Source organism: Enterococcus sp. 2G9_DIV0600 (assembly GCF_002140615.1).
In the GTDB taxonomy this organism is placed as follows: Bacteria; Bacillota; Bacilli; order Lactobacillales; family Enterococcaceae; genus Enterococcus_D; species Enterococcus_D innesii.
Genome location: NZ_NGLL01000001.1, coordinates 1,304,069 through 1,323,634 on the forward strand (window position 1 = coordinate 1,304,069; position 19,566 = coordinate 1,323,634).

A 19,566-nucleotide genomic window follows, 5' to 3' on the forward strand; every position below is an offset into this window, starting at 1 on the left:
AATGAGCAATGCAACAAAAACAATGTAAAAAGGAGATTGAACAAATGACTAAAACAACTTTTCCAAAGGACTTCTTATGGGGCGGCGCTATCGCCGCAAATCAAGTAGAAGGAGGTTGGAATCTTGGCGGCAAAGGTTTGTCGGTGGCAGATGTAGCGACTTACAAACCGCATGTCGACGTGAAAAACTATGCAGCACACATGAGTGTGACTGTTGCTGCCGTCAAAGAAGCAATGGCGGATCAAACGGATGCCATTTATCCAAAGCGCCGAGGGATCGATTTCTATCATCGCTATCCAGAAGATTTGGCTTTGTTTGCGGAAATGGGCTTTAAAGTACTACGCCTGTCGATTGCGTGGACCCGCTTGTTCCCAACCGGGGAAGAAACGACACCCAATCCAGAAGGGATCGCTTTTTACCGCAATGTCTTCCAAGAAATGCAGCGCTTGGGGATCAAACCGATCGTAACGTTGTCTCACTATGAGATGCCGCTAGCGCTGAGCTTAAAGTATAATGGCTGGGTGGAACGCAAAGTGATCGATGACTTTGTCCGCTTTGCAACCGTCTGTTTTGAAGAATTCGGGGAATACGTGGAGTACTGGTTGACCTTTAACGAAATCGACAGTATCCATCGTCATCCCTTTACGACAGCAGGCCTCATTCCTGAGCAATCAGAAGCTGGCAAGGAAGAGCAAGATGTGTATCAAGCCCTTCATCATCAATTTGTGGCCAGTTCATTAGTGACCAATATCGCCCATGAGATAAATCCTGACAACAAAGTCGGCTGTATGATCACGAAGTTGATGACCTATCCATTGACTTGTGACCCACTGGATGTTGAATTGACCTTAAAGAAAAACTTAGAAAATGATTTCTATGCAGACGTTCAAGTCAAAGGTGCTTATCCGCGAATGATTGAAAAAGATCTGGAAAAGCGCGGCATCAAGATTGAAATGGCACCAGAAGACCGCCAAATCTTAAAAGATCACACCGTTGATTTTCTCTCCTTTAGCTATTATATGTCTATGGCTGAATCAGGTGATCCAAATGCCGAACGGACGCCAGGTAATACAGTTTTAGGAGTGAAAAATCCCAAGCTGCCATCAACTGAATGGGGCTGGCAGATCGATCCTAAAGGCTTGAAAATCTCCTTGCTTTCATTGTATGATCGGTATCAAGTGCCATTGATGATCGTTGAAAATGGCATGGGGGCCATTGATATCCTCGAAGATGGGCACGTGCATGATCCGTATCGGGTCGATTATTTCAAGGCACATTTCAAAGAAATGAAGGAAGCCATCGATGAAGGGGTCGATTTGATTGGTTATACTTCATGGGCACCGATCGATCTGGTCAGTGCGGGGACTTCACAAGTGACGAAACGTTATGGCTTCATTTATGTGGATGCCGATGATGAAGGTAATGGCAGTTATGACCGTTTGAAAAAAGATTCCTTCGACTGGTACAAAGAAGTGATCGCCACCAATGGCGCAAGTTTGGCAGAATAAACAGTGAGGAGCGAGAGTGCATGATTTACATCAAGAAAGTCTTAAATTCAAGTGTCGTACTTGTTGATAAGGAAGGCCAAGAAATGATTGCACTTGGGAAAGGGATCGGCTATGGAAAAAAAGTCGGCGACAGCATAGCTGATACTCAGATCGATCAAGTTTTTCTGCCAATCGATGAAAAAAAATCGGGTCAGTTTGCCGATTTGGTGGATGAGATTCCGTTGTACTATTTTGAAATGACCAAAGAAATCATTCAGCTAGCGCAAAAAATGCTGCCTTATCCGCTAAATTCAACGATTTACCTCACCTTATCGGATCACTTGCACTTTGCTGTAGAACGTCAGCAAAAAGGCTTGAGTGTGACGAATCGGCTCTATTGGGAAATCAAGAATTACTATACGGAGGAATTTCGAGCCGCCGAACAGGCACTACGCTTGTTGAAAGAGCAGTATCAAATTGATCTGCCGGAAGAAGAAGCCTCCAATATCGCGTTTCATTTGATCAATGCCCAGTCGAACACCGAGGAAAATCAAGATGGGCTGAAAAAAGCCAAATTGATCGGGTTGATCGTCAATATGGTACGCTACTCGATCCAGCAAGACGTCAACACCAATTCGATCCATTACAATCGCTTTATTACCCACGTGCGTTTCTTCGTTGACCGGTTCTTTTTGGATGGTCTGCTGCAAGAAGATGATGAAGGACTATACCGTCAAATGTGGGCTCTTTATCCAAATGCTATGGAGATCGCGACAAAAGTCAAAGCCTATATCGACAAAGAATACCAAACGAAGATCCCTGTCAATGAAATCGTCTATCTAGGCGTTCATATCAATCGATTGATGAATCATTCAGCGATCAATTCCTAAGCGTCCTCATTTTAACAAACATAAACAAGCCGTTTCCCTTTGCTGGAGAAACGGCTTGTTTGTGTTCAGTAGGCTTGCTTGTTAGGAATCACGCCTCGAACGCCGCCGTTTGGCTGCTCCACGTCGCCTTGGTAGCGTGGGATCAAATGACAATGGCAATGAAAGATCGTCTGTCCAGCAGCCTCCCCGCAATTGAAGCCGATGTTGAAGCCGTCTGGTCGATAGGTTTCCAATAAATAAGCTTTGCCTTCCTGCAACAAAGCCTGCAAGTCTTGTAATTCCTCTTGGGTGAGAGCAAAATAATCCCTGCGATGCGCTTTGGGGATCAATAGCAAGTGTCCAGGGGTGACGGGGTACTTATCAGCGATCGCATAAAAGCGTTCGTTTTCAATGATCGCATGTTTTGAGGCAGTACAAAAAATACAAGTCAAAATCTTTCGCTCCTTTTTCTGGGCTTGATAGCGTATCAATACTTATCTTTAGTGTACCAAAAGCTGATTTGAAATGAAGCGCACGACAAAAAGCATGTCCTTTTGAGTCAATTGACAGTAAAATAAAAAAAGTTTATAGATTCGCTTGACTTAGAGTGCACTTCAACCTGTATGCTTAGTGTAACTTAAAAAAACAGGAGGACGTACAAATGGACTATGTAAAATTTGGCAATACAGGACTTGATGTGTCACCTTTGTGTTTAGGGACAATGGGATTTGGCGATCCCAACAGCGGGTTTCATGAGTGGGTGTTAGAAGAAGACGACAGTCGTGAAGTCATCAAAAAAGCCTTGGATCTGGGCATCAACTTTTTTGATACGGCAAATGTCTATTCTTATGGAGCGAGCGAAGAAATCGTCGGTCGAGCATTGAATGATTTTGCGCCCCGGGATGAGATCGTGGTTGCCACAAAACTATATTCTAAAATGAAACAGCGACCAAACAGTGGAGGCTTGTCTCGAAAAGCGATTTTTTATCAAGTCGAACAAAGCTTAAAACGCCTGCAAATGGACTACATTGATTTGTATATCATCCATCGTTGGGATTACCACACGCCAATTGAAGAAACCATGAAGGCATTACATGATTTGGTAGTTTCTGGAAAAGTACGCTATATCGGCGCATCTGCGATGTACGCTTGGCAATTTGCCAAAGCACAAGCAGTCGCCGAAAAAAATGGCTGGACCAAATTTGTTTCGATGCAAAATCACTTGAACTTGCTTTATCGAGAAGAAGAGCGGGAAATGATGCCCTTGTGTGCCGATCAAAAAATTGCCGTGACGCCATATAGCCCATTGGCTGCTGGACGGTTAACAAGAGATTGGGGTGCAGAGACTAAACGGTACGTAACGGATAAAACCGCCAATCAAAAGTACGACAAAACGATGGAACAAGACCGAGAGATCGTGGCGCGGGTCGCACAGATCGCTGACAAACACCAAAGCAAACGGGCGCAAATCGCCTTGGCATGGTTATTACAAAAAGAACAAGTGGTCGCACCAATTATCGGCGCAACAAAAGAAAGCCATTTATTAGATGCATTACCTGCCCTTGATCTAAAGCTGACTGCCGAAGAGATTGCGTATTTGGAAGAGCCATACTTGCCTCATGCAGTGGTAGGAGCGGAATAATCAGACACAGTCAAAAGTGGTTCCTTGATTAAAGAGAGAATACACCGCGAATGAGGAAGAAAAAACGCGAAACAAAGGGAGTGAAGTCATGAATATCAAAAAAGTTAGTGAATTGAGCGGTGCTTCCGCTGATACCATCCGTTACTATGAAAAAATTGGGCTGATCCCGGCAGTCAAACGCAACAAAAATGGTGTTCGTGAATTCGATGAAGATGATTTACAATGGATCATCTTTGCCAGACAAATGCGCAACGCTGGACTATCGATTGATGGGCTGAGTCATTACCTGGCTTTATTTGAAGAAGGTCGAGGGACGGTTCCTGAGCGCAAGCAGCTGTTAGCCGAACAAATTGCTGTTTTGCGGGAGAAAATCTCAGATATGACGGAAGCTGTTGAACGTTTAGAATACAAATTGGAACATTACGACGAGCATGTTCTGCCGACTGAAGAACGACTGCGTCAACGCAAAGCCAATCTCGTCAACCAGACTTTATGACAAGCCATTTTTTCTACTCAAAGAACGAGGTTTGAATTTTTCAAAAATGAAAGGGAGCTTATGAAACGACTTGCGATTTTAGGTGCTGCTGGCACGATCGGTCAGCGATCACGGCAAAAACTTTTGGAAAGAACCAATCGACCACTCGTACTCTATGCCCGCCGTGCAACGGAGCGTTTGCATGAGATCGATGCTGCGCGTGAGACGATCATTGATGGTGACTTTCTCGATTTAGGACGACTCGTTCGGGCATTGCAAGGCTGCCAGTCGGTTTTTTTGACGGATATCCATGATCCTCGGGCAACGCTGCGGGTGATCGAGGCAATGAAATTAGCACAGGTCAACCAATTGATCAGTGTCGCACCCGAAAAAAGACTTTGTACATCGGCGGCATTGAAGCAATTGGCAGACTTAACAGCGCCTTTTCTTGCCCCTGAAAAGCATCAGCTGCTCTTGCAGCAAAAAAATCGCTTGATGTCCTACCAATTGATTGTAGGCTCAGAGTTGGCTGTTCGCTTTGTTCATTTGCCATCAATGGAAGAATGCATGTTACAGCCAGGGGGATGGCAAGAAGCAGTCGCAGAAGAAATGCTTGCGATGTATCACTGCTATACAGCCTAAAGCCTGTGCATTTGTGATGAAAACCAACATGCTTTCTTGAAGTTCAGAATCATTTTTTTCATGTTTTCATGAAAAAAATGGTTCTTTCTTTTGAGCTTTTTTTGATAGAATAGACAGAAGCTTTTATCCATAAAATTAGTTGCCAGATTGAAAGGAGAACGTTGATGGAATCACTTATAAAAAAAAATCTTGCTTTATTGCTTGGGGTGCTGTGGATCTGCATCGCATTAAACTTTTTCCTTTTGCCTCACAGTATTGCTTCTGCTGGTGTCGGGTCGATCGGCTATCTGATCGAAACCGGCTGGTCGATCAATCGTCATATCGTTGTCTGGGGGATTAATTTATTGATGCTGGCGTTGGCATTTTTGCTTTTAAAGCGAGAGGTCTTTGTCAATACGGTTATCGGCAGTCTGGCATTTCCCGTTCTTCTGGCGCTTTTACCAGAGATCATGCTCTTGCGTTTTTATTCCGTTTCCTTGATTTTAGGTAGTTTCTTCTTTAGCTTCGGTATTTTTTCACTTTACAAAATCGGTGCTTCCAATGGTGGGGTCACGATTCCGCCGCTGATTTTGGAAAAATACTATGGCATTCGAAAATCTAGTGGTGTCTTCTTAACCAATCTGATCATCATCTTGTTGAATCTCCTGATTTTTTCTTGGCAAGAAGCCCTCATTTCCGCTTTCTCTATCTATTTGATTGCCTTTTTCATGCGCTTCTTTATGCGGATCGAGCAAAAAACACAGGCAAAAAAAGCAGTGAACGTTCAAGAAACAGCAGAACTAGAATAAACTAGCAGAAGCAAACCATCGGTGCAACAGGTAGTGACCCCCAAGAGTTAGACGAAACGTCTACCTACAGGAGGTCAGTCCAACATTTGCACCGATGGTTTTTTAATAGTTTCTTTTTCTCAAAACAGCAATAGCTCCGGCTAGGCAGCTGATGATCAATAAGCAACTCAGCAGCAGCGCTGGCAGCAGTTCCCCTAGTTTGATTTGGTCGGTTAAGTAGTTAGGAAATTGGCTGGAAAGGGAATAAGGATTCCAGTTTGTTACTTGACTCCATAGGTTGCCTAACATGCCCATCAGATAACAGACGCCTATAAACAACAGCCCTTGATAGATGCTTTTGGCAAAGCTGGAACCTAGCAGCAGGATGCTGATTGCTAGTAAACCAAAAAGCCAATAGCTGAACAATGCGCTAGGGACTTGAACAGCGCTAGAATCATCGAAATAGATCAAGGTATAAAAAGCACTGACACTGGCACTTAGGAGGTAGCTCAAAGACCACAGAATCGTTAAATAGCCAGCTTTGGCACAGACGATCGTCGTTTTCGGTAATCCTTTCGTAATCAGCTGAATAAAGGTCCCTTGGGCTATTTCGGCAGAGAGCGTATCGGTAAAAAGAACCACAAATACAAGCAGACCAATCGTGCCGATGTTGCTGTAAAACTGCAGCCACGCATCGATCGATGTCGGATCAGCAATCGTGATTTCAATCGATTCCGGCATCATACTGGCCATCAGATCTGGCATAATTTTGGCAGTAAAGGGAGAAAGCATACCAATCAGAGCAAACAGGATCAAGCAAATCAGTAGTTTTTTGCTGCGAAGACCGCCGAGAAATTCTTTCTTTAAGAAAACAAGAAACACCTTCATTTGATCACCTCCAAATAAATCGCCTCTAAAGTCGGTTCGATCCGTTGAAAGGATTCAGGTACTATCTGTTGTTCATTGAGCAATCGCAGCAACTGCTTTCCAACATTCGTGTCGGCAGTTTCGTCGATCAGTAATTGATTGTTCTTTCTTTCTGCCGCAATGCCGTGGGATGCTAACAGATTGGCAAATTTCGAATGGTCACCTTCGTTGGTAAAGACAATCCCAAAGGCGGTTTTTCGATAACGTTTTTTTAAGGAATCCATCGTTTCAAACGCCTGGATCTGACCTTTGTGCAAAATCGCAATGTAATCTGACAGTTGCTCGACATCTGCGAGAATATGGGATGAAAAAAGAACTGTCGTTTCTTCTTTGATTTTAGCCAATACATCAAGAAAGGCCTTGCGACCTAAAGGATCGAGTGCAGAGGTCGGCTCATCACAAATCAAGATAGCTGGTCGGTTGATCAATGCTTGAGCTAATCCAAGACGCTGCTTCATGCCGCGAGAAAAGCCAGCGATTTTTTGTTTCGAAGCTTCCAGGCCTACCAACGCTAAAACTTCCATCACCCGCTGAGGCTGAAAAGGTTCTTGATTGGGCTGGATCTTTCCGCAAAAAGTCAAATATTCTACAGCTGTCATAAACGAGTAAAACTGCGGTACATCTGGTAAATAGCCGATCCAGCGATTGGTCTTGGCTGAGCCGAATTGCACCACTTCGCCGCAAACGGTGATTTCGCCTTCATCAATGGGGAGCAATCCTAAAATCGCCTTCATGGTCGTTGTTTTGCCAGCACCATTTTCCCCGACAAACCCCACAACGCTGCCCTTTGGAACCGAAAAGGTTAGGTCTTGCAGTACTTGTTTGCGCCCAAAACGCTTGGATAAATGGTTGATCTCGATCATCTTCATTGTTGGTCCTCTTTTCCGAAAGCAAAATAAAGGATAGGACCGATCAGGCTAACAAAACAGGCGATGAAAAGCCAAAGAATACGGGAGCCGAATTTAAACTGTTCTTGTTTTAAAATATCGCGAACCGCCAAGATGATCAGGACCAATTGCAAAACAATCAAGGGGATCAGTACGGGCAAATAATCAGACATATTTTCTGGTATATTTAGTGAAACACTATTCATGTGAAGCCCTCCTTTGTGGCTCATTTTCTTGTTCGGACAGTTTTTGCAGCTGCTGAAATAATTCTTCAAATAGTGGTTGCTTCAGATAAGGTTCAAATAATGGTGTGAACTGCGCGATTTCGAGAAATTGTTTTTTGACATTGTCTGAGTTCCGCGGGATCTGACTACCTAATTCTAATTCGCTGATCCACTCATCGATGCTATTGAAATAATCGTCTCCTTTCAAAACGATTTCCTCAGGCGTGTCTGCTAATGTTTTCACATACAGCGTTAATGCTTGTAGCAATAAGCTTTCTTTTCCTAAAGCGGCAAAAGAAACCATTCCAGCAGATAAAAAGTTCAGTAAAGAAAGGGGATGCAGCTGGGCCAGTTGGAAGCTCTCGCTGAGTGCCAGCCCACGTGCAAAGGTTTTTTCCAGTTGCTCCTCGTCTTGTGTGAGCATTGCCAAATAATTTGTCAGTAAGCTCATAAAAAGAATCAAGTATTGATAAATCGCACTTTGCGTCACAATCTCAGCTTGCTGCAACTGATTTTTTTGCTGAAATGCGGCGGCAATCAACGGTTCGCTAGGTAAGAAAGAGAGCGTTTTCGTGCCAAGGATCGCCAAGACCTAATCGGGCTTGTTTCTCATCAGCAGACAATAGGCTTCGATTTGTTGCGCTTGTTGTGCCAACGCATTGTCACCATGCGCAATGATCCGTTGATAAAGGATTTCTGCTTCTTTCAAATAGGTAGTTTTCTTCGCTTCCATCAAGGCTTCTTCAGAGGGGTGCCCTTCTGTGCTATCTGCTACAGGGACATCTGGCAAAAGATCCCAATGATTTAAGTAAAAGGAGCCCATCTGTAACAAGAACGGGTAACAAGAGTAATACCGTTTGGTAAAACTTTGTGCCAGCGCGAGGACTTCGCTTGGTGTTTTTGTTTGAAAGGCGTCTTTTAGTAATTGATAGATTCGCTGGATCTCTTTAGGAGATAGCTGCGAGTCCAAAATCAATAATTCATCGACGCTGCAATCAAAATACGCTGCTAATAAGGGCAGCGAGGTGATATCTGGATAAGACTGTCCCGTTTCCCATTTCGAAACGGATGCTTTGGATACATTCATAAACACTGCTAATTCTTGCTGGGTAATACCTCGTTGTTTTCTTCTCCGAGCGATTTCCTCGCCAATTGGTAAGTCCATAGTGCACCTCCGATAGGTTTGTTTGGTATACTTCTATCATAAGAGGATAAGAGATGACTTACAATGGATTGCTAGTTAATTTTTGGTTGATTTAATTAACTACAAGTTGATTATAAGGCGAAGTATTCCAATCTTTGGGAAAGAGATGATCGTAAATGAGAGGTAGAAAATTGAAAGTTGTAGCAGCGATCGATTCCTTCAAAGGAAGTGCCACTTCCGCAGAACTAAATGAAGCGGTCTTAAGCGGGTTTTCAGACCAGTGGGAAACACGCAGTATCCCAATCGCTGATGGGGGAGAAGGGTCAATGGCAGCAGTCATTGCTGCGCTGGGAGGCAATTACGAAACGGTTTCAGTTACCGCTCCATTAGGCGGTAAGTTGCAAGCCCGTATGTTGGTCACCAAAATCAAGGAAGAAAAAATTGCCCTGATTGAATCTGCAGAAGTGATTGGGTTGCAACTCGTGGAACCTAGTGACGAGACCACCCGCAATAGCTCTTCTTTTGGTTTAGGCCAAATGGTCTTAGCAGCTTGCAGGCAAGGTGTGAAAAAAATTTACCTGACCCTTGGCGGTAGCGGCACTTCTGATGGGGGTGTAGGCTTTTTACTTGCGCTAGGAGCAACCATTCAAAGAAACGAGCGGATGGAAAACAATCCTTTGCTGCAAGCAGAATCTCTGGCGCTCAGCCAGTTGAACCCTCTGCTTGCACAAATTGACCTGTTTGCATTGGCCGATGTAACGAATCCCTATTTTGGCAATCAGGGATTTGCGCAGGTTTTTGGTCCGCAAAAAGGGGCATCCCAAGAAACGATCCAGCAGTTGGATCAGCAGGCAAAGCACTTGGCTGAGCACATCAAGCGGACCACGGGGATCGATCTGGAAGTCCCTGGTGCTGGTGCGGCAGGTGGGCTTGGTGGTGCTGTTCGTTTGGCAGGTGGTCAATTGGTTCCAGGATTTGCGACGATCGCTTCATTGGTTGGGTTTGAGGAAAAAATCAAAGGAGCAGATTTGTTGATCACGGGTGAAGGACGCATCGATGGGCAAACCGCTGGGGGAAAAGTACCCTATGGCGTCGCGTTGCTCGCCCACAAACATCAGGTCCCCGTTGTTGCCATCTGCGGCTCCCGAAGCGACGATCTAGGAAAACTACCGCAACTACTATCTGCCGTCTTTTGTATCCAGCAAGGTCCGATTTCGTTGACAGAAGCGATGGAGAAAAAGCGAACCTTAGTGAATGCTCAACAGGCTGCTCAAGCCATCGCTGGTTTTGTGGAGCAGTGGCAAAAAAAGACTGAATCAGACACTTAAAATAGGACTGAATAAGAAGATAACACCAAAAAAACTTCGTATTGGCTACTGCCTTTTGTACGAAGTTTTTTTGGTGTTTTTCTCTGTGCTTAAGCCAAGGTAGCTTGTGCTTCAATCTCTACTTTAAAGTCAGGGGCAACCAAGCCGGCAACGATCACGAGACTCATGGCTGGTTTGTTTTCTACCAAAATAGTTTTAAACGCCGTACGGACAGCAGCTAAGTAGGCAGCATCTGTTAAAAAGACGGTCATTTTGACCACTGATGACCAAGACAGCTGATTGGCTGATAAATGCTCTTCGATTTTCTTCAAAACGATGGCTGTTTGCTCTTGCGGGTCCTCAGGTGTGGCTCCGTCTTGTGACGGCGTTTGACCAGAAATGAAAAGAAAAGGTCCTTGCGCGATTTTTGTATCGGTATAGATTGCCATTTATTTGGCTCCTTTCGTCTATCTTGCCTTTGGATGATGGGACAGATAGAAATTGATTGGGTGGGTCCTAGTTTACTTGATTTCACCTGCAAAAACAATCAACGGAGGTTTTCAGTTGGTTGTGTGAAGCCACGCGACCAAGCCGCTCTTCCCCTTTAATAAAAGCACTCATTTTTTTCAGGCTCCGCTGAAATTATCGCCAGAATTTTATGGTTTTAATGTTTTATACTATGTTCAGATCAAATAAATAAACAAGGAGGAAAAAAATATGAATTGGTACAAAAACACAACAGAAGAACTATTACACACGTTGCAAACAACACGGCAGGGCCTTTCCTCCGAAGAACGCAACCAGCGTTTAGCAAAGCAAGGTGAAAATAAAATTACTGAGGCAGCGCAGATCCCTACATGGAAGAAAGTCGGCAAGCATTTTACCGACTTACTGATGTTGGTCTTGATCGTCGCAGCCGTCTTAAAAGGGGTTTCTGGTGATTATATCGAAAGCGGCATTATTATGGCGGTCGTCGTCATTAATGGATTAGTCGGCTACTGGCAAGAGCGTAAAGCCCAAGAGTCACTGGATGGGTTGAAGCAATTCATGGGGCAAGAAGCAACGATTTATGTTCATGGCCGCAAGAAGAAAATTGCTGTTTCTTCCTTAGTAAATGGAGATTTAGTCGTTTTAGGACCAGGAGATGTCGTACCAGCAGATATGCGCTTGATCGAAACCCATGATCTGGTGATTGAGGAGTCGATTTTAACCGGCGAATCTGAGTCTGTTCAAAAAATGACCGAGCCTATTACTCAAGAAAGTACGATTGGCGACCAGCGGAACATGGCGTTTTCTGGTACCCATGTAGAAAGCGGAACTGCCAGCGGGATCGTCGTTGAAACAGGCAACGATACACAAATCGGCCAGATCAATCAAGCAATTCAGTCTGTAAAAGCGCAAGAAACCCCGTTGATCAAAAAAATGAAGCAATTGAATCACCAAATCTTTAAAGGCATTATCGGATTAGTGATTTTCTTGATCTTCTTTACTACCTTCCGCTACGGCTTTGATCTTGATCTCTTGTTCTCATCAGGTATTGCATTAGTTGTAGCAATGATTCCTGAGGGCTTGCCAGCCGTGCTGACCATGATTTTATCGATGGGTGTCAAGGAAATGTCTGAGGAGCAAGCAATCATCAAAACGATGCCCTCAGTGGAGACACTAGGTGCCATGACGGTGATTTGTTCAGATAAAACAGGAACCTTGACCAAAAATGAAATGACGGTTGTCGATGTCTTGGTTAAGTCGAACGTGGATAAAGAAATGGTGCTTGATATCATGGCGAATTGTCAAGATTTGAAGCAGGACGAAGAACAAAAGGCTGCGGATCTCGTTGGTAACCCAACCGAAAAAGCCTTGTTGCAATACGCAGAATCAGCGCAGCAACCATTGCGTAAAACAGTCGATAAGATTCCTTTTAGTTCCTCTTACAAGTACATGGCAACCTGTCATCAAAATCAAGAAGAGCCGAATGCCTCGGTAATTTTTGTCAAAGGTGCGCCCGAAGTATTGCTTGAGAAAAGCCAACTGACTTCAGATCAAAAGCAATGGTGGTTAGATGAAAGTGCAAAATTAGCAGCGAAAGGGCAGCGGCTGATTGGCTTTGCGCATCTGACGCTGTCGGCACAGGAGTCCTTGTCCCACGAAGCACTAACGAAATTAACCTTTGTTGGGATCGCTGGCATCATTGATCCTCCGAAAGACAGTGCCATCAAAGCAGTAAAAGAGTGCTTGCAAGCGGGCATCCAAGTCAAAATGATCACAGGAGACCATGGCAAGACCGCTCAAGCCATCGGCAAGCAAATTGGCTTGAAGCACACGAATCACGTGTTGGAAGGGCTAGAAATCGACCTATTGTCGGAGGAAGAATTGCAGCAAGCAGTCCAAAAGACAGATATCTTTGCTCGAACGACCCCAGAGCATAAATTACGGATCGTTAGTGCTTTGCAGGCGAATGAAGAGATTGTCGGAATGACCGGCGATGGTGTAAACGATGCACCAGCGCTGAAAAAAGCCGACATTGGGATCGCTATGGGAATCAAAGGCAGTGAAGTAACCAAGCAAGCAGCCGATATGGTTTTGGCAGACGATAATTTTCATACGATCGCCAATGCCGTCCGCGTGGGTCGTCGGATCTACGATAATTTGAAGAAAACCATCAACTTCTTCTTACCAACGGCCGTTGCACAAGGATTGATCGTTATTGCGGCTCTCTTGTTGAACCGACCACTGCCACTGACACCTGTACAAATTTTATGGGTAAATATGGTGACAACCATCACGCTTTCATACGCACTAGGTTTTGAAAAGGCGAGTGCGGATGTTATGAATCGACCACCACGGCCAATCAAAGAAGGCATCTTATCTTGGTACAGTCTGTTCCGTATCTTCTACGTCTCGTTGTTAATCATGATTCCTTCCTACGTCTTAGCGATTCAGTTTGAAGGAACGGTCCTTCAGCAAAGCATGCTACTGCAAAGTATCGTCTTCGCTCAAGCGGTCTACTTGTTGAACTGTCGTGAGCTGGTAAAGCCGGCGTTGAATCGCCACCTCTTTGCCAATAAAGCACTCTTAGTCTCCCTGGCACTACTGATCGTATTGCAGGCAGCGATTTTCCTAACACCTATCGGACACCAGCTTTTAGGGATCGGTTCTTTGACGTTGATGCAGCAGTTGAGTATTGCAGCCAACGGGGCACTTCTTTTCACAGTCGTCGAAGGTGAGAAATTTATTACAAATAAGTTGCAAGGACGTCAAAAAGCTGCCCCAGTGAAACAATAAAGGCAGCTTGATGATTCTAGTGATAACTTAAATAATAGGTTTGAATGAGCTCAGTCACTTGATTGAGCTCATTTTTGGTCGGTACCATCGATAAATAAAAGACCGGGACAGGAGCATCATCTAATGGAAAATTTGATAAGACAAAATCAACGTCGATTGCCGCGAATCCTTCTAGTTGACCAGGTTCGATGGCTGATAAAAGGATACGAGCTCCGAGAAAGTCATTCAATTCTTGTAAAAGGTAAGCTTTCCATGCCGGCTCCCCTTGAAAGACAAAGTATCCCTTTGCTCGGATAGGGTTGATTTGTAAAATTGCTTGTTGAATCAACAAGGTGGTGGTAGACCACAAAGGGAAACTCGTCTCCCTTTGGCTGCTTGTCTGCTCCTCTAAAAAGTCATGGATCGTTGCTTCGATCGGTAGCGAATAGGGCTGATTCAGGCGCTGGATCTCGTGAAATTCTAACCCAAACCATTCTGAGAGTTTGGCAGACTCTTGCGTTTTGATCAAGAGCAGCAACAGATTCTCAATCAGTTGCGTCCCACTAGCGAGAGGTAGCTGCAGCAAGCGGGCTAATTTTTCGACAAAATAGGTTGTTTTTTTATAAATGGCTTGATACGTTTCAAGGGTTGTTTGAATTGTTTCGGACCATTCATTATTGTAGTTCCAACTTTCTAAAAAGCAATAGAAGCTAAAGAAGTGTTCGCTGCGCTCTAAATAAACACCTTCTTTTTGATAGAGCTGACTTAATGGCTGCTGGAAAAGGCCATAAAGGGGATCATCTTCATTAAATTCGAAGGAATCAATGCGGCAGTTGGCTTTGATACGGATTGAATTGATAAAAAACCAGCAGGTGCCGAAGATTTGTTCCACATCAATTTGCAGCTTGGCTTTTGCCAAGCGATCCAAGAAATGATAATAGTGGGACTCATGAATCGTATATTCCTCAAAAAAGTAATTGTTATGGGTATAAGGCAGTAAAAGACGATGGAAGAAGACGCGAATATTGATCTCACTTCCTTCAAAACGAATCACGCGATTTGTGATGCGAATCCGCAAAGAAAAATCCGTCAGACTTTTGTTTAATTTTGAGATATGCCGCCGCAGGGTTTCATAGGAAGTCCCTGTTTGGCTAAGAATCTCTTGGGTACGGAGTTCGCTAGAAAAAAGCAATGCTTTCATTAAAGAAACTCCGATTGATTGAGGAAAAAACGTTTCCCATAGCTGACTCATCAGCAATGGGCCATCATGGGTCAAAGCAAAGCCACTACTGGCAGCTTCGATCTGCCAACCATCAGGTAATTGTTGACGAATATAGGTTATATCAGAAAAAACCGTTCGTTCCGTCGTATTGATTAGTTCTGCCAAATGTTTGGCAGTGATCATTTTGTGATTGGCCAACTGTTCCAAGAGCAAGATCTGGCGCAACAAATCTTTCTCCGTAATGATTTTTTTCATCATCCCATCCATGACAAAAACTTCCTTTCCGATTCTTGAAGGTCAAAAGCATCCCATTGACTGCTTTGGCGTAAAACAGCTCGTTCGTGTTCTTATTGATTTTATACGAAAAAGCCAAGTTTTGCTATTTACAATTCATCGGAAGAGGTTATTTATCAAAAAATGGGGATCAGGTGTAGTAACGGTCTGCAAAGAGTGAGCGCTATTTTTTCATGTGTCTCAACTGTTAAAGATCGATCATATGCTCGTATTTCTTCATTCGTAAATATAAAGAATAACTTTCTTTCGATAATTTTATCTTAGAAGAAAACAAACTTTTTTTGCGTGAAGCATAGAGTTTTCGATGGAGAGCAGAGTCAATGATCCACTCAATTTCTACTTGTTCTTCCCTGGATAAAGAAATTTTTTTCTCATTGGATTGAATAAGTGAGTAAGTAAATTCCAAACAACTCATTTTATAAATAAAGTTAGAAAAAAAGGATTTATCTATGTACATTTAATCACCCTTTCTCACATCTGGTTCAATCATATGAGATTTCATTTAAAATAACAAAAATATATTTTCGCCATGTGATGAAAATATAAAAAATGCAATAATTTTTTGAAAAAAGAAAACCGTTTTTTAGGTGATAACGTAAATAAAAAAACAAAAAGTAGAAATTTGGAAGGGGATGTTTCGACGTTTTTTTTAATGAGAAGGGAGAATGTATCGTAAGTAAACGCCGACTCATCCATTTATCAGAAGCGTCAAGTTCTGTTGTGCTCATGTTAACAAAGAAGGAATAAAGCAAAAAAAATGATCTTTTCCTGTTGACAGATCAGCAAAAGCCACGTAATATAACTACCAATAACTCATTAAGACCATACAAAAGAGAAGTATGAGGATGTTCGTCTTGCAGAGAGCTGATGGTGGTGTAAATCAGCAGATGGGTGCTTCAGAAATGGACTTTTGTGTCGAAAGGCTGAAATCAGTAGGCTTTTTCCGGGAACTCCCGTTACAGAGAGCGATCGTTGATAGACGATCTAGAAAGAACCAATTGAGGTGGCACCGTGAGTAATCGCCCTCAGGCAGACAAGTTTGTTTGCGTGAGGGCTTTTTTGTTTTTTTCCCCTCGATCAATGAGAAAAATAGCAACAAAATCAAACTAAGAGAAGTACTTGAATATTTTTGGCTACAGAAAGTCGGCGATGATGAGAGTCCGGTACCAAGAAATCAAGGAAATGGCCTTAGCCGATCATTTTTTGAACCCTTTTTTGGCAGTAGGAAAATGCGGGAACTCCCGTTATAGAGGAAGACCGTTGTTAGACGGTTGATAGAGATGAAGTTGTTTATTTGGGCAACTTCAATTGAGGTGGTACCGCGATCATTCGCCCTCAAGCAGACGTTTTTATGGCGTTTGCTTGAGGGCTTTTTGTTTACAAAGAAAGGAGCAGCTTATGTATCGAATGGAACGAATCAACAGCGATTGTTTGACACCTGTCTCAGTGTTTTTACGGATTCAAGGGGCGCATAAATGTTTATTGGAAAGTATTCCCAGAGAAGAAGATACCGGACGCTATTCGATCCTTACCTTTGATCCCGTTCAGAAACTGACCTTTAAGGATGGTGTTTTTCAAGTGGAGGATCTTTTGAAAAAAACGGTCAACAAGTATCCCTGCCAGGACCCTTTAAAAGAAATGGAACGATATGTAGTCAAAAAAGAAATCACCGCTTTACCGGATCTGCCGTTGCAAAGTGGGGCTATCGGGTATGCGGGCTATGATATCGCCGCTTGCTATGAAGACATTGGACAACTGCCCGCAGATGAATTGCAGGTGCCTGATATGGCCTTTTGGCTTTTCGAAACTTTTCTCGTTTTGGACCATCAGACGGAAACTTTAACGATCATTCTTGAAAATTGCTACAGCCAAAGAGGAACCGTCGAGATGGAGCAGGTACTGCAAGCAGTGAAGCAGCAGTTAAGGACACCAGTCGCCGCTGAGACCCGTGTATTGTCAAACGAAAACCTACATTTTATCAGCAATGTCACACAGCAAGCCTATGAAGCGATCGTTCAAGAGGCGAAAGCCCGAATTACGGCGGGAGACATGTTCCAAGTCGTTCCTTCGCAACGTCTGAAAGCGTCATTTAAACAAGAGCCCTTTGACTATTACCGCAAACTGCGAGTGACAAATCCTTCCGCTTACCTCTATTATCTTGATTTCGATCAAGGATTCAAAGTAATCGGTAGCTCACCTGAAAGCCTGATTCGCGTTCAAGGCGACGAAATCACCACAAATCCCATCGCTGGTACCCGCAAACGAGGGGCGACCAAAGCGGAAGACGAAGCTTTAGCAAATGAACTGTTGGCAGATGAAAAAGAGCGTGCGGAGCACCAGATGCTGATCGATCTTGGACGCAATGATTTAGGGCGGATCGCTGAACATGGGACGGTTCATGTTCCTTTATACATGGTGATCGAGAAATACCGCTATGTCATGCACATCGTTTCGGTAGTGGCTGCCAAGCGCAGAGCAGGTGTGACGGCAATGGATGCCTTGAAAGCAACCCTGCCAGCAGGCACGGTCAGCGGGGCACCAAAGATTCGTGCCATGACTCGCATCTATCAATGGGAAGCTGTTCGAAGAGGGGTCTATGCGGGAGCCGTTGGGTATTTTTCTCGAAACGATCAAGCGGATTTTGCCATCGGGATTCGAACAATGGTTTTGAAAGACGCGATCGCTTATGTCCAGGCAGGGGCGGGTGTCGTTTATGATTCTGATCCCTCATCTGAATACCACGAAACCTTACACAAAGCCAAAGCACTATTGGAGGTGTCAGCCAATGATCTTACTCGTCGATAACTATGATTCGTTTACTTACAATCTTCTCCAGCTCTGTCCAGAAGAAACAGTCGTCTTGCGAAATGATGATCCAGACCTTTTCCTTGTTGCTGAAGAAGCAGATGGCATCATTTTTTCTCCAGGACCAGGACGTCCCGCAGAGGCAGGATTCATGATTCCTTTGATCAAAGCACACCATGATAGCAAGCCGCTTTTAGGGATCTGCTTAGGTCATCAAGCCATTGGAGAAGCGTTTGGTGCCAAAGTGGTCCAAGCACCAGCCATTATGCACGGCAAGCAATCGAGCCTTACGTATCAGAAAAAAGGCGTATTCCAAACCTACCTAGGAGACATGACTGTCATGCGCTATCACTCGCTGGTCATTGAGCCAGCGACCCTTCCTGCACAATTTGAGGTATTGGCTGAAACAAAAGGGATCATCATGGCGATCCAGCATCGACAAAAGCCGATCGTAGGCCTTCAATTCCACCCTGAATCAATGGGGACAAACGAAGGGGCGTTTTTTATCCAACGGTTTCTTGAACTCATTTCAGAGAAATCAGCAAAAAGCAGCAAATGAAAAAGGAGGAACATTTATGGAAGCAGTCAAAATACAGCAGCCGCAGCAAATCACCCAGCAGCTTTTTAATGGCAGTCATTTAAGTTATCAGGAGATGCGCCACTTTGCTCAAGGAATTTTAAGCGGGGTGTTTTCAGAAAGTCAATTGGGGGCAGCATTAGTTGCGATGAAGATCAACGGCATCACAGCTGCCGAATTGACTGCTTTAGCAGAAATTATGTTAGAGCATGCCCTGACCATTCCTTATGAAGGAGGAGACGCCATGGACAATTGCGGTACTGGCGGCGACCACTCCAATAGTTTTAATGTCTCTACAACGGCAGCCTTCGTTTTAGCCGCCGGGGGAATCACGATGGCAAAACACGGCAATCGCAGTATTTCTAGTCGTTCAGGCAGTGCCGATGTCTTAGCCTGCTTGGGGGTATCGATCCAAGCATCGCCAGAAAAAATCGCTGAGCTATTAGCGACAGTTGGCATCGCTTTTCTCTTCGCCCCGTCGTTGCATCCGGGGATGAAAGCAGTGATGAAGATACGGCAAGAATTAGCGACACCAACGATTTTTAACTTACTCGGGCCCTTGATCAATCCTGTGCCATTGACCACTCAACTGATCGGTACCTACGCAGGCGAGAGCTTGGCCGACACCGCTCAGGCGTTAGGCAGTCTTGGTCGACAACGAGCAATGGTGATCCATGGATGCAATGGAATGGATGAAGCCAATTTGGCAGGTGAAACGGCGATCAGCTTTTATCAAGGAGGAGAGGTAGCCAATTTTTCTTTGGATCCACAAGCGTACGGCTTTACGCCAGCGCCGATCGAGGCGATCGTCGGCGGGGATGCCGCTCAAAATGCGGCGATCTTAACTGCGGTGTTGAAAAATCAACCCTCCGTTTATCTAGAGACAGTGGTCTTAAATGCAGGGTTAGGCTTTTACGCAAACGGCAAAGCCGCCACCCTAGCGGAAGGCTTTGAGATGGCACGAGCGTGTATCGCTTCGGGCGCCGCCTACGACAAACTGCAGATGCTGATTCGTCAGTCAAATAGTCAATAACTA

General features: G+C 44.3%; 17 protein-coding genes, 1 pseudogene and 2 other annotated features. Of the genes and pseudogenes, 11 read left to right on the forward strand and 7 right to left on the reverse strand.

Features of this window, described 5'->3' with window-relative positions:
- The first annotated feature begins 44 nt into the window (after positions 1 to 44).
- The gene (locus A5870_RS06200) at positions 45 to 1,508 is read left to right on the forward strand and encodes a glycoside hydrolase family 1 protein (protein ID WP_086292137.1); all 1,464 of its coding nucleotides are present in this window, start codon (positions 45 to 47) and stop codon (positions 1,506 to 1,508) included.
- Between the two features lie 20 nt (positions 1,509 to 1,528).
- Positions 1,529 to 2,377, forward strand: coding sequence for a PRD domain-containing protein (locus tag A5870_RS06205; RefSeq protein WP_086292138.1), 849 nt, complete (start codon positions 1,529 to 1,531; stop codon positions 2,375 to 2,377).
- A gap of 65 nt (positions 2,378 to 2,442) precedes the next feature.
- Here A5870_RS06205 and A5870_RS06210 read toward each other — a convergent pair whose 3' ends face one another.
- Positions 2,443 to 2,808: an HIT family protein gene (locus tag A5870_RS06210; RefSeq protein ID WP_086292139.1), complete on the reverse strand. Its 366-nt coding sequence runs from the start codon at positions 2,806 to 2,808 to the stop codon at positions 2,443 to 2,445.
- Between the two features lie 209 nt (positions 2,809 to 3,017).
- Between A5870_RS06210 and A5870_RS06215 the strand changes: the two genes are divergently transcribed.
- The 4 genes from A5870_RS06215 (at position 3,018) to A5870_RS06230 (ending at position 5,903) form a co-directional block, all read left to right on the forward strand.
- Positions 3,018 to 3,998 (forward strand): aldo/keto reductase, encoded by a 981-nt coding sequence (locus A5870_RS06215; RefSeq protein WP_086292140.1) that lies wholly within the window; start codon positions 3,018 to 3,020, stop codon positions 3,996 to 3,998.
- Between the two features lie 88 nt (positions 3,999 to 4,086).
- A complete protein-coding gene (locus A5870_RS06220) occupies positions 4,087 to 4,494 on the forward strand; it encodes a MerR family transcriptional regulator (protein WP_086292141.1) in 408 nt (135 codons plus the stop codon).
- Between the two features lie 60 nt (positions 4,495 to 4,554).
- Positions 4,555 to 5,115, forward strand: coding sequence for an NAD(P)H-binding protein (locus tag A5870_RS06225; protein ID WP_015509475.1), 561 nt, complete (start codon positions 4,555 to 4,557; stop codon positions 5,113 to 5,115).
- 164 nt (positions 5,116 to 5,279) lie between these two features.
- Positions 5,280 to 5,903, forward strand: coding sequence for a YitT family protein (locus A5870_RS06230; RefSeq protein ID WP_016610336.1), 624 nt, complete (start codon positions 5,280 to 5,282; stop codon positions 5,901 to 5,903).
- A gap of 102 nt (positions 5,904 to 6,005) precedes the next feature.
- Here the strand turns inward: A5870_RS06230 and A5870_RS06235 are convergent, their stop codons facing one another.
- The 4 genes and pseudogenes from A5870_RS06235 to A5870_RS17785 form a co-directional block, all read right to left on the reverse strand.
- Positions 6,006 to 6,770, reverse strand: a complete 765-nt coding sequence (locus A5870_RS06235) for an ABC transporter permease subunit (RefSeq protein WP_086292142.1) — start codon at positions 6,768 to 6,770, stop codon at positions 6,006 to 6,008.
- Complete coding sequence (locus tag A5870_RS06240) at positions 6,767 to 7,678, reverse strand: ABC transporter ATP-binding protein (RefSeq protein WP_016610334.1); 912 nt, start codon at positions 7,676 to 7,678, stop codon at positions 6,767 to 6,769. Before A5870_RS06240 ends, A5870_RS06235 begins: the two co-directional genes overlap by 4 nt.
- Entirely contained in the window at positions 7,675 to 7,902 is a 228-nt protein-coding gene (locus tag A5870_RS06245; RefSeq protein WP_010747962.1) for a PLD nuclease N-terminal domain-containing protein, read from the reverse strand. Before A5870_RS06245 ends, A5870_RS06240 begins: the two co-directional genes overlap by 4 nt.
- Positions 7,895 to 9,085: pseudogene (locus A5870_RS17785) on the reverse strand (helix-turn-helix domain-containing protein). The gene A5870_RS06245 and the pseudogene A5870_RS17785 overlap by 8 nt, the downstream one beginning before the upstream one ends.
- Before the next feature lie 155 nt (positions 9,086 to 9,240).
- Between A5870_RS17785 and A5870_RS06255 the strand changes: the two are divergent.
- Positions 9,241 to 10,392: a glycerate kinase family protein gene (locus A5870_RS06255; RefSeq protein ID WP_086292143.1), complete on the forward strand. Its 1,152-nt coding sequence runs from the start codon at positions 9,241 to 9,243 to the stop codon at positions 10,390 to 10,392.
- An 89-nt stretch (positions 10,393 to 10,481) separates the two neighbouring features.
- Here A5870_RS06255 and A5870_RS06260 read toward each other — a convergent pair whose 3' ends face one another.
- A complete protein-coding gene (locus tag A5870_RS06260; RefSeq protein WP_086292144.1) occupies positions 10,482 to 10,820 on the reverse strand; it encodes a RidA family protein in 339 nt (112 codons plus the stop codon).
- Between the two features lie 268 nt (positions 10,821 to 11,088).
- On the opposite strand from A5870_RS06260, the gene A5870_RS06265 reads away from it, so the two are divergent.
- Positions 11,089 to 13,653: an HAD-IC family P-type ATPase gene (locus A5870_RS06265; protein WP_086292145.1), complete on the forward strand. Its 2,565-nt coding sequence runs from the start codon at positions 11,089 to 11,091 to the stop codon at positions 13,651 to 13,653.
- Positions 13,654 to 13,669: 16 nt separating this feature from the next.
- Here the strand turns inward: A5870_RS06265 and A5870_RS06270 are convergent, their stop codons facing one another.
- Entirely contained in the window at positions 13,670 to 15,121 is a 1,452-nt protein-coding gene (locus tag A5870_RS06270) for a helix-turn-helix domain-containing protein (protein WP_086292146.1), read from the reverse strand.
- Positions 15,122 to 15,963: 842 nt separating this feature from the next.
- Positions 15,964 to 16,178, forward strand: a binding site (T-box leader).
- Positions 16,179 to 16,243: 65 nt separating this feature from the next.
- Positions 16,244 to 16,488 (forward strand) — a binding site (T-box leader).
- A gap of 58 nt (positions 16,489 to 16,546) precedes the next feature.
- On the opposite strand from A5870_RS06270, the gene trpE reads away from it, so the two are divergent.
- From trpE to trpD, 3 genes are read left to right on the forward strand one after another with little or no spacing between them, the layout of a single operon-like run.
- Positions 16,547 to 17,953, forward strand: coding sequence for an anthranilate synthase component I (gene trpE, locus A5870_RS06285; RefSeq protein WP_086292149.1), 1,407 nt, complete (start codon positions 16,547 to 16,549; stop codon positions 17,951 to 17,953).
- Positions 17,934 to 18,512: an aminodeoxychorismate/anthranilate synthase component II gene (locus tag A5870_RS06290; RefSeq protein ID WP_086292150.1), complete on the forward strand. Its 579-nt coding sequence runs from the start codon at positions 17,934 to 17,936 to the stop codon at positions 18,510 to 18,512. Before trpE ends, A5870_RS06290 begins: the two co-directional genes overlap by 20 nt.
- Positions 18,513 to 18,528: 16 nt before the next feature.
- Complete coding sequence (gene trpD / locus A5870_RS06295; protein WP_086292151.1) at positions 18,529 to 19,563, forward strand: anthranilate phosphoribosyltransferase; 1,035 nt, start codon at positions 18,529 to 18,531, stop codon at positions 19,561 to 19,563.
- Positions 19,564 to 19,566 lie beyond the last annotated feature (3 nt).

Coding starts and splice junctions, on each gene's coding strand:
- A5870_RS06200 (WP_086292137.1), top strand. CDS start 45: ATGACTAAAACAACTTTTCCAAAGGACTTCTTATGGGGCGGCGCTATC.
- A5870_RS06205 (WP_086292138.1), top strand. CDS start 1,529: ATGATTTACATCAAGAAAGTCTTAAATTCAAGTGTCGTACTTGTTGAT.
- A5870_RS06215 (WP_086292140.1), top strand. CDS start 3,018: ATGGACTATGTAAAATTTGGCAATACAGGACTTGATGTGTCACCTTTG.
- A5870_RS06220 (WP_086292141.1), top strand. CDS start 4,087: ATGAATATCAAAAAAGTTAGTGAATTGAGCGGTGCTTCCGCTGATACC.
- A5870_RS06225 (WP_015509475.1), top strand. CDS start 4,555: ATGAAACGACTTGCGATTTTAGGTGCTGCTGGCACGATCGGTCAGCGA.
- A5870_RS06230 (WP_016610336.1), top strand. CDS start 5,280: ATGGAATCACTTATAAAAAAAAATCTTGCTTTATTGCTTGGGGTGCTG.
- A5870_RS06235 (WP_086292142.1), bottom strand. CDS start 6,770: ATGAAGGTGTTTCTTGTTTTCTTAAAGAAAGAATTTCTCGGCGGTCTT.
- A5870_RS06240 (WP_016610334.1), bottom strand. CDS start 7,678: ATGAAGATGATCGAGATCAACCATTTATCCAAGCGTTTTGGGCGCAAA.
- A5870_RS06245 (WP_010747962.1), bottom strand. CDS start 7,902: ATGAATAGTGTTTCACTAAATATACCAGAAAATATGTCTGATTATTTG.
- A5870_RS06255 (WP_086292143.1), top strand. CDS start 9,241: ATGAGAGGTAGAAAATTGAAAGTTGTAGCAGCGATCGATTCCTTCAAA.
- A5870_RS06260 (WP_086292144.1), bottom strand. CDS start 10,820: ATGGCAATCTATACCGATACAAAAATCGCGCAAGGACCTTTTCTTTTC.
- A5870_RS06265 (WP_086292145.1), top strand. CDS start 11,089: ATGAATTGGTACAAAAACACAACAGAAGAACTATTACACACGTTGCAA.
- A5870_RS06270 (WP_086292146.1), bottom strand. CDS start 15,121: ATGGATGGGATGATGAAAAAAATCATTACGGAGAAAGATTTGTTGCGC.
- trpE (WP_086292149.1), top strand. CDS start 16,547: ATGTATCGAATGGAACGAATCAACAGCGATTGTTTGACACCTGTCTCA.
- A5870_RS06290 (WP_086292150.1), top strand. CDS start 17,934: ATGATCTTACTCGTCGATAACTATGATTCGTTTACTTACAATCTTCTC.
- trpD (WP_086292151.1), top strand. CDS start 18,529: ATGGAAGCAGTCAAAATACAGCAGCCGCAGCAAATCACCCAGCAGCTT.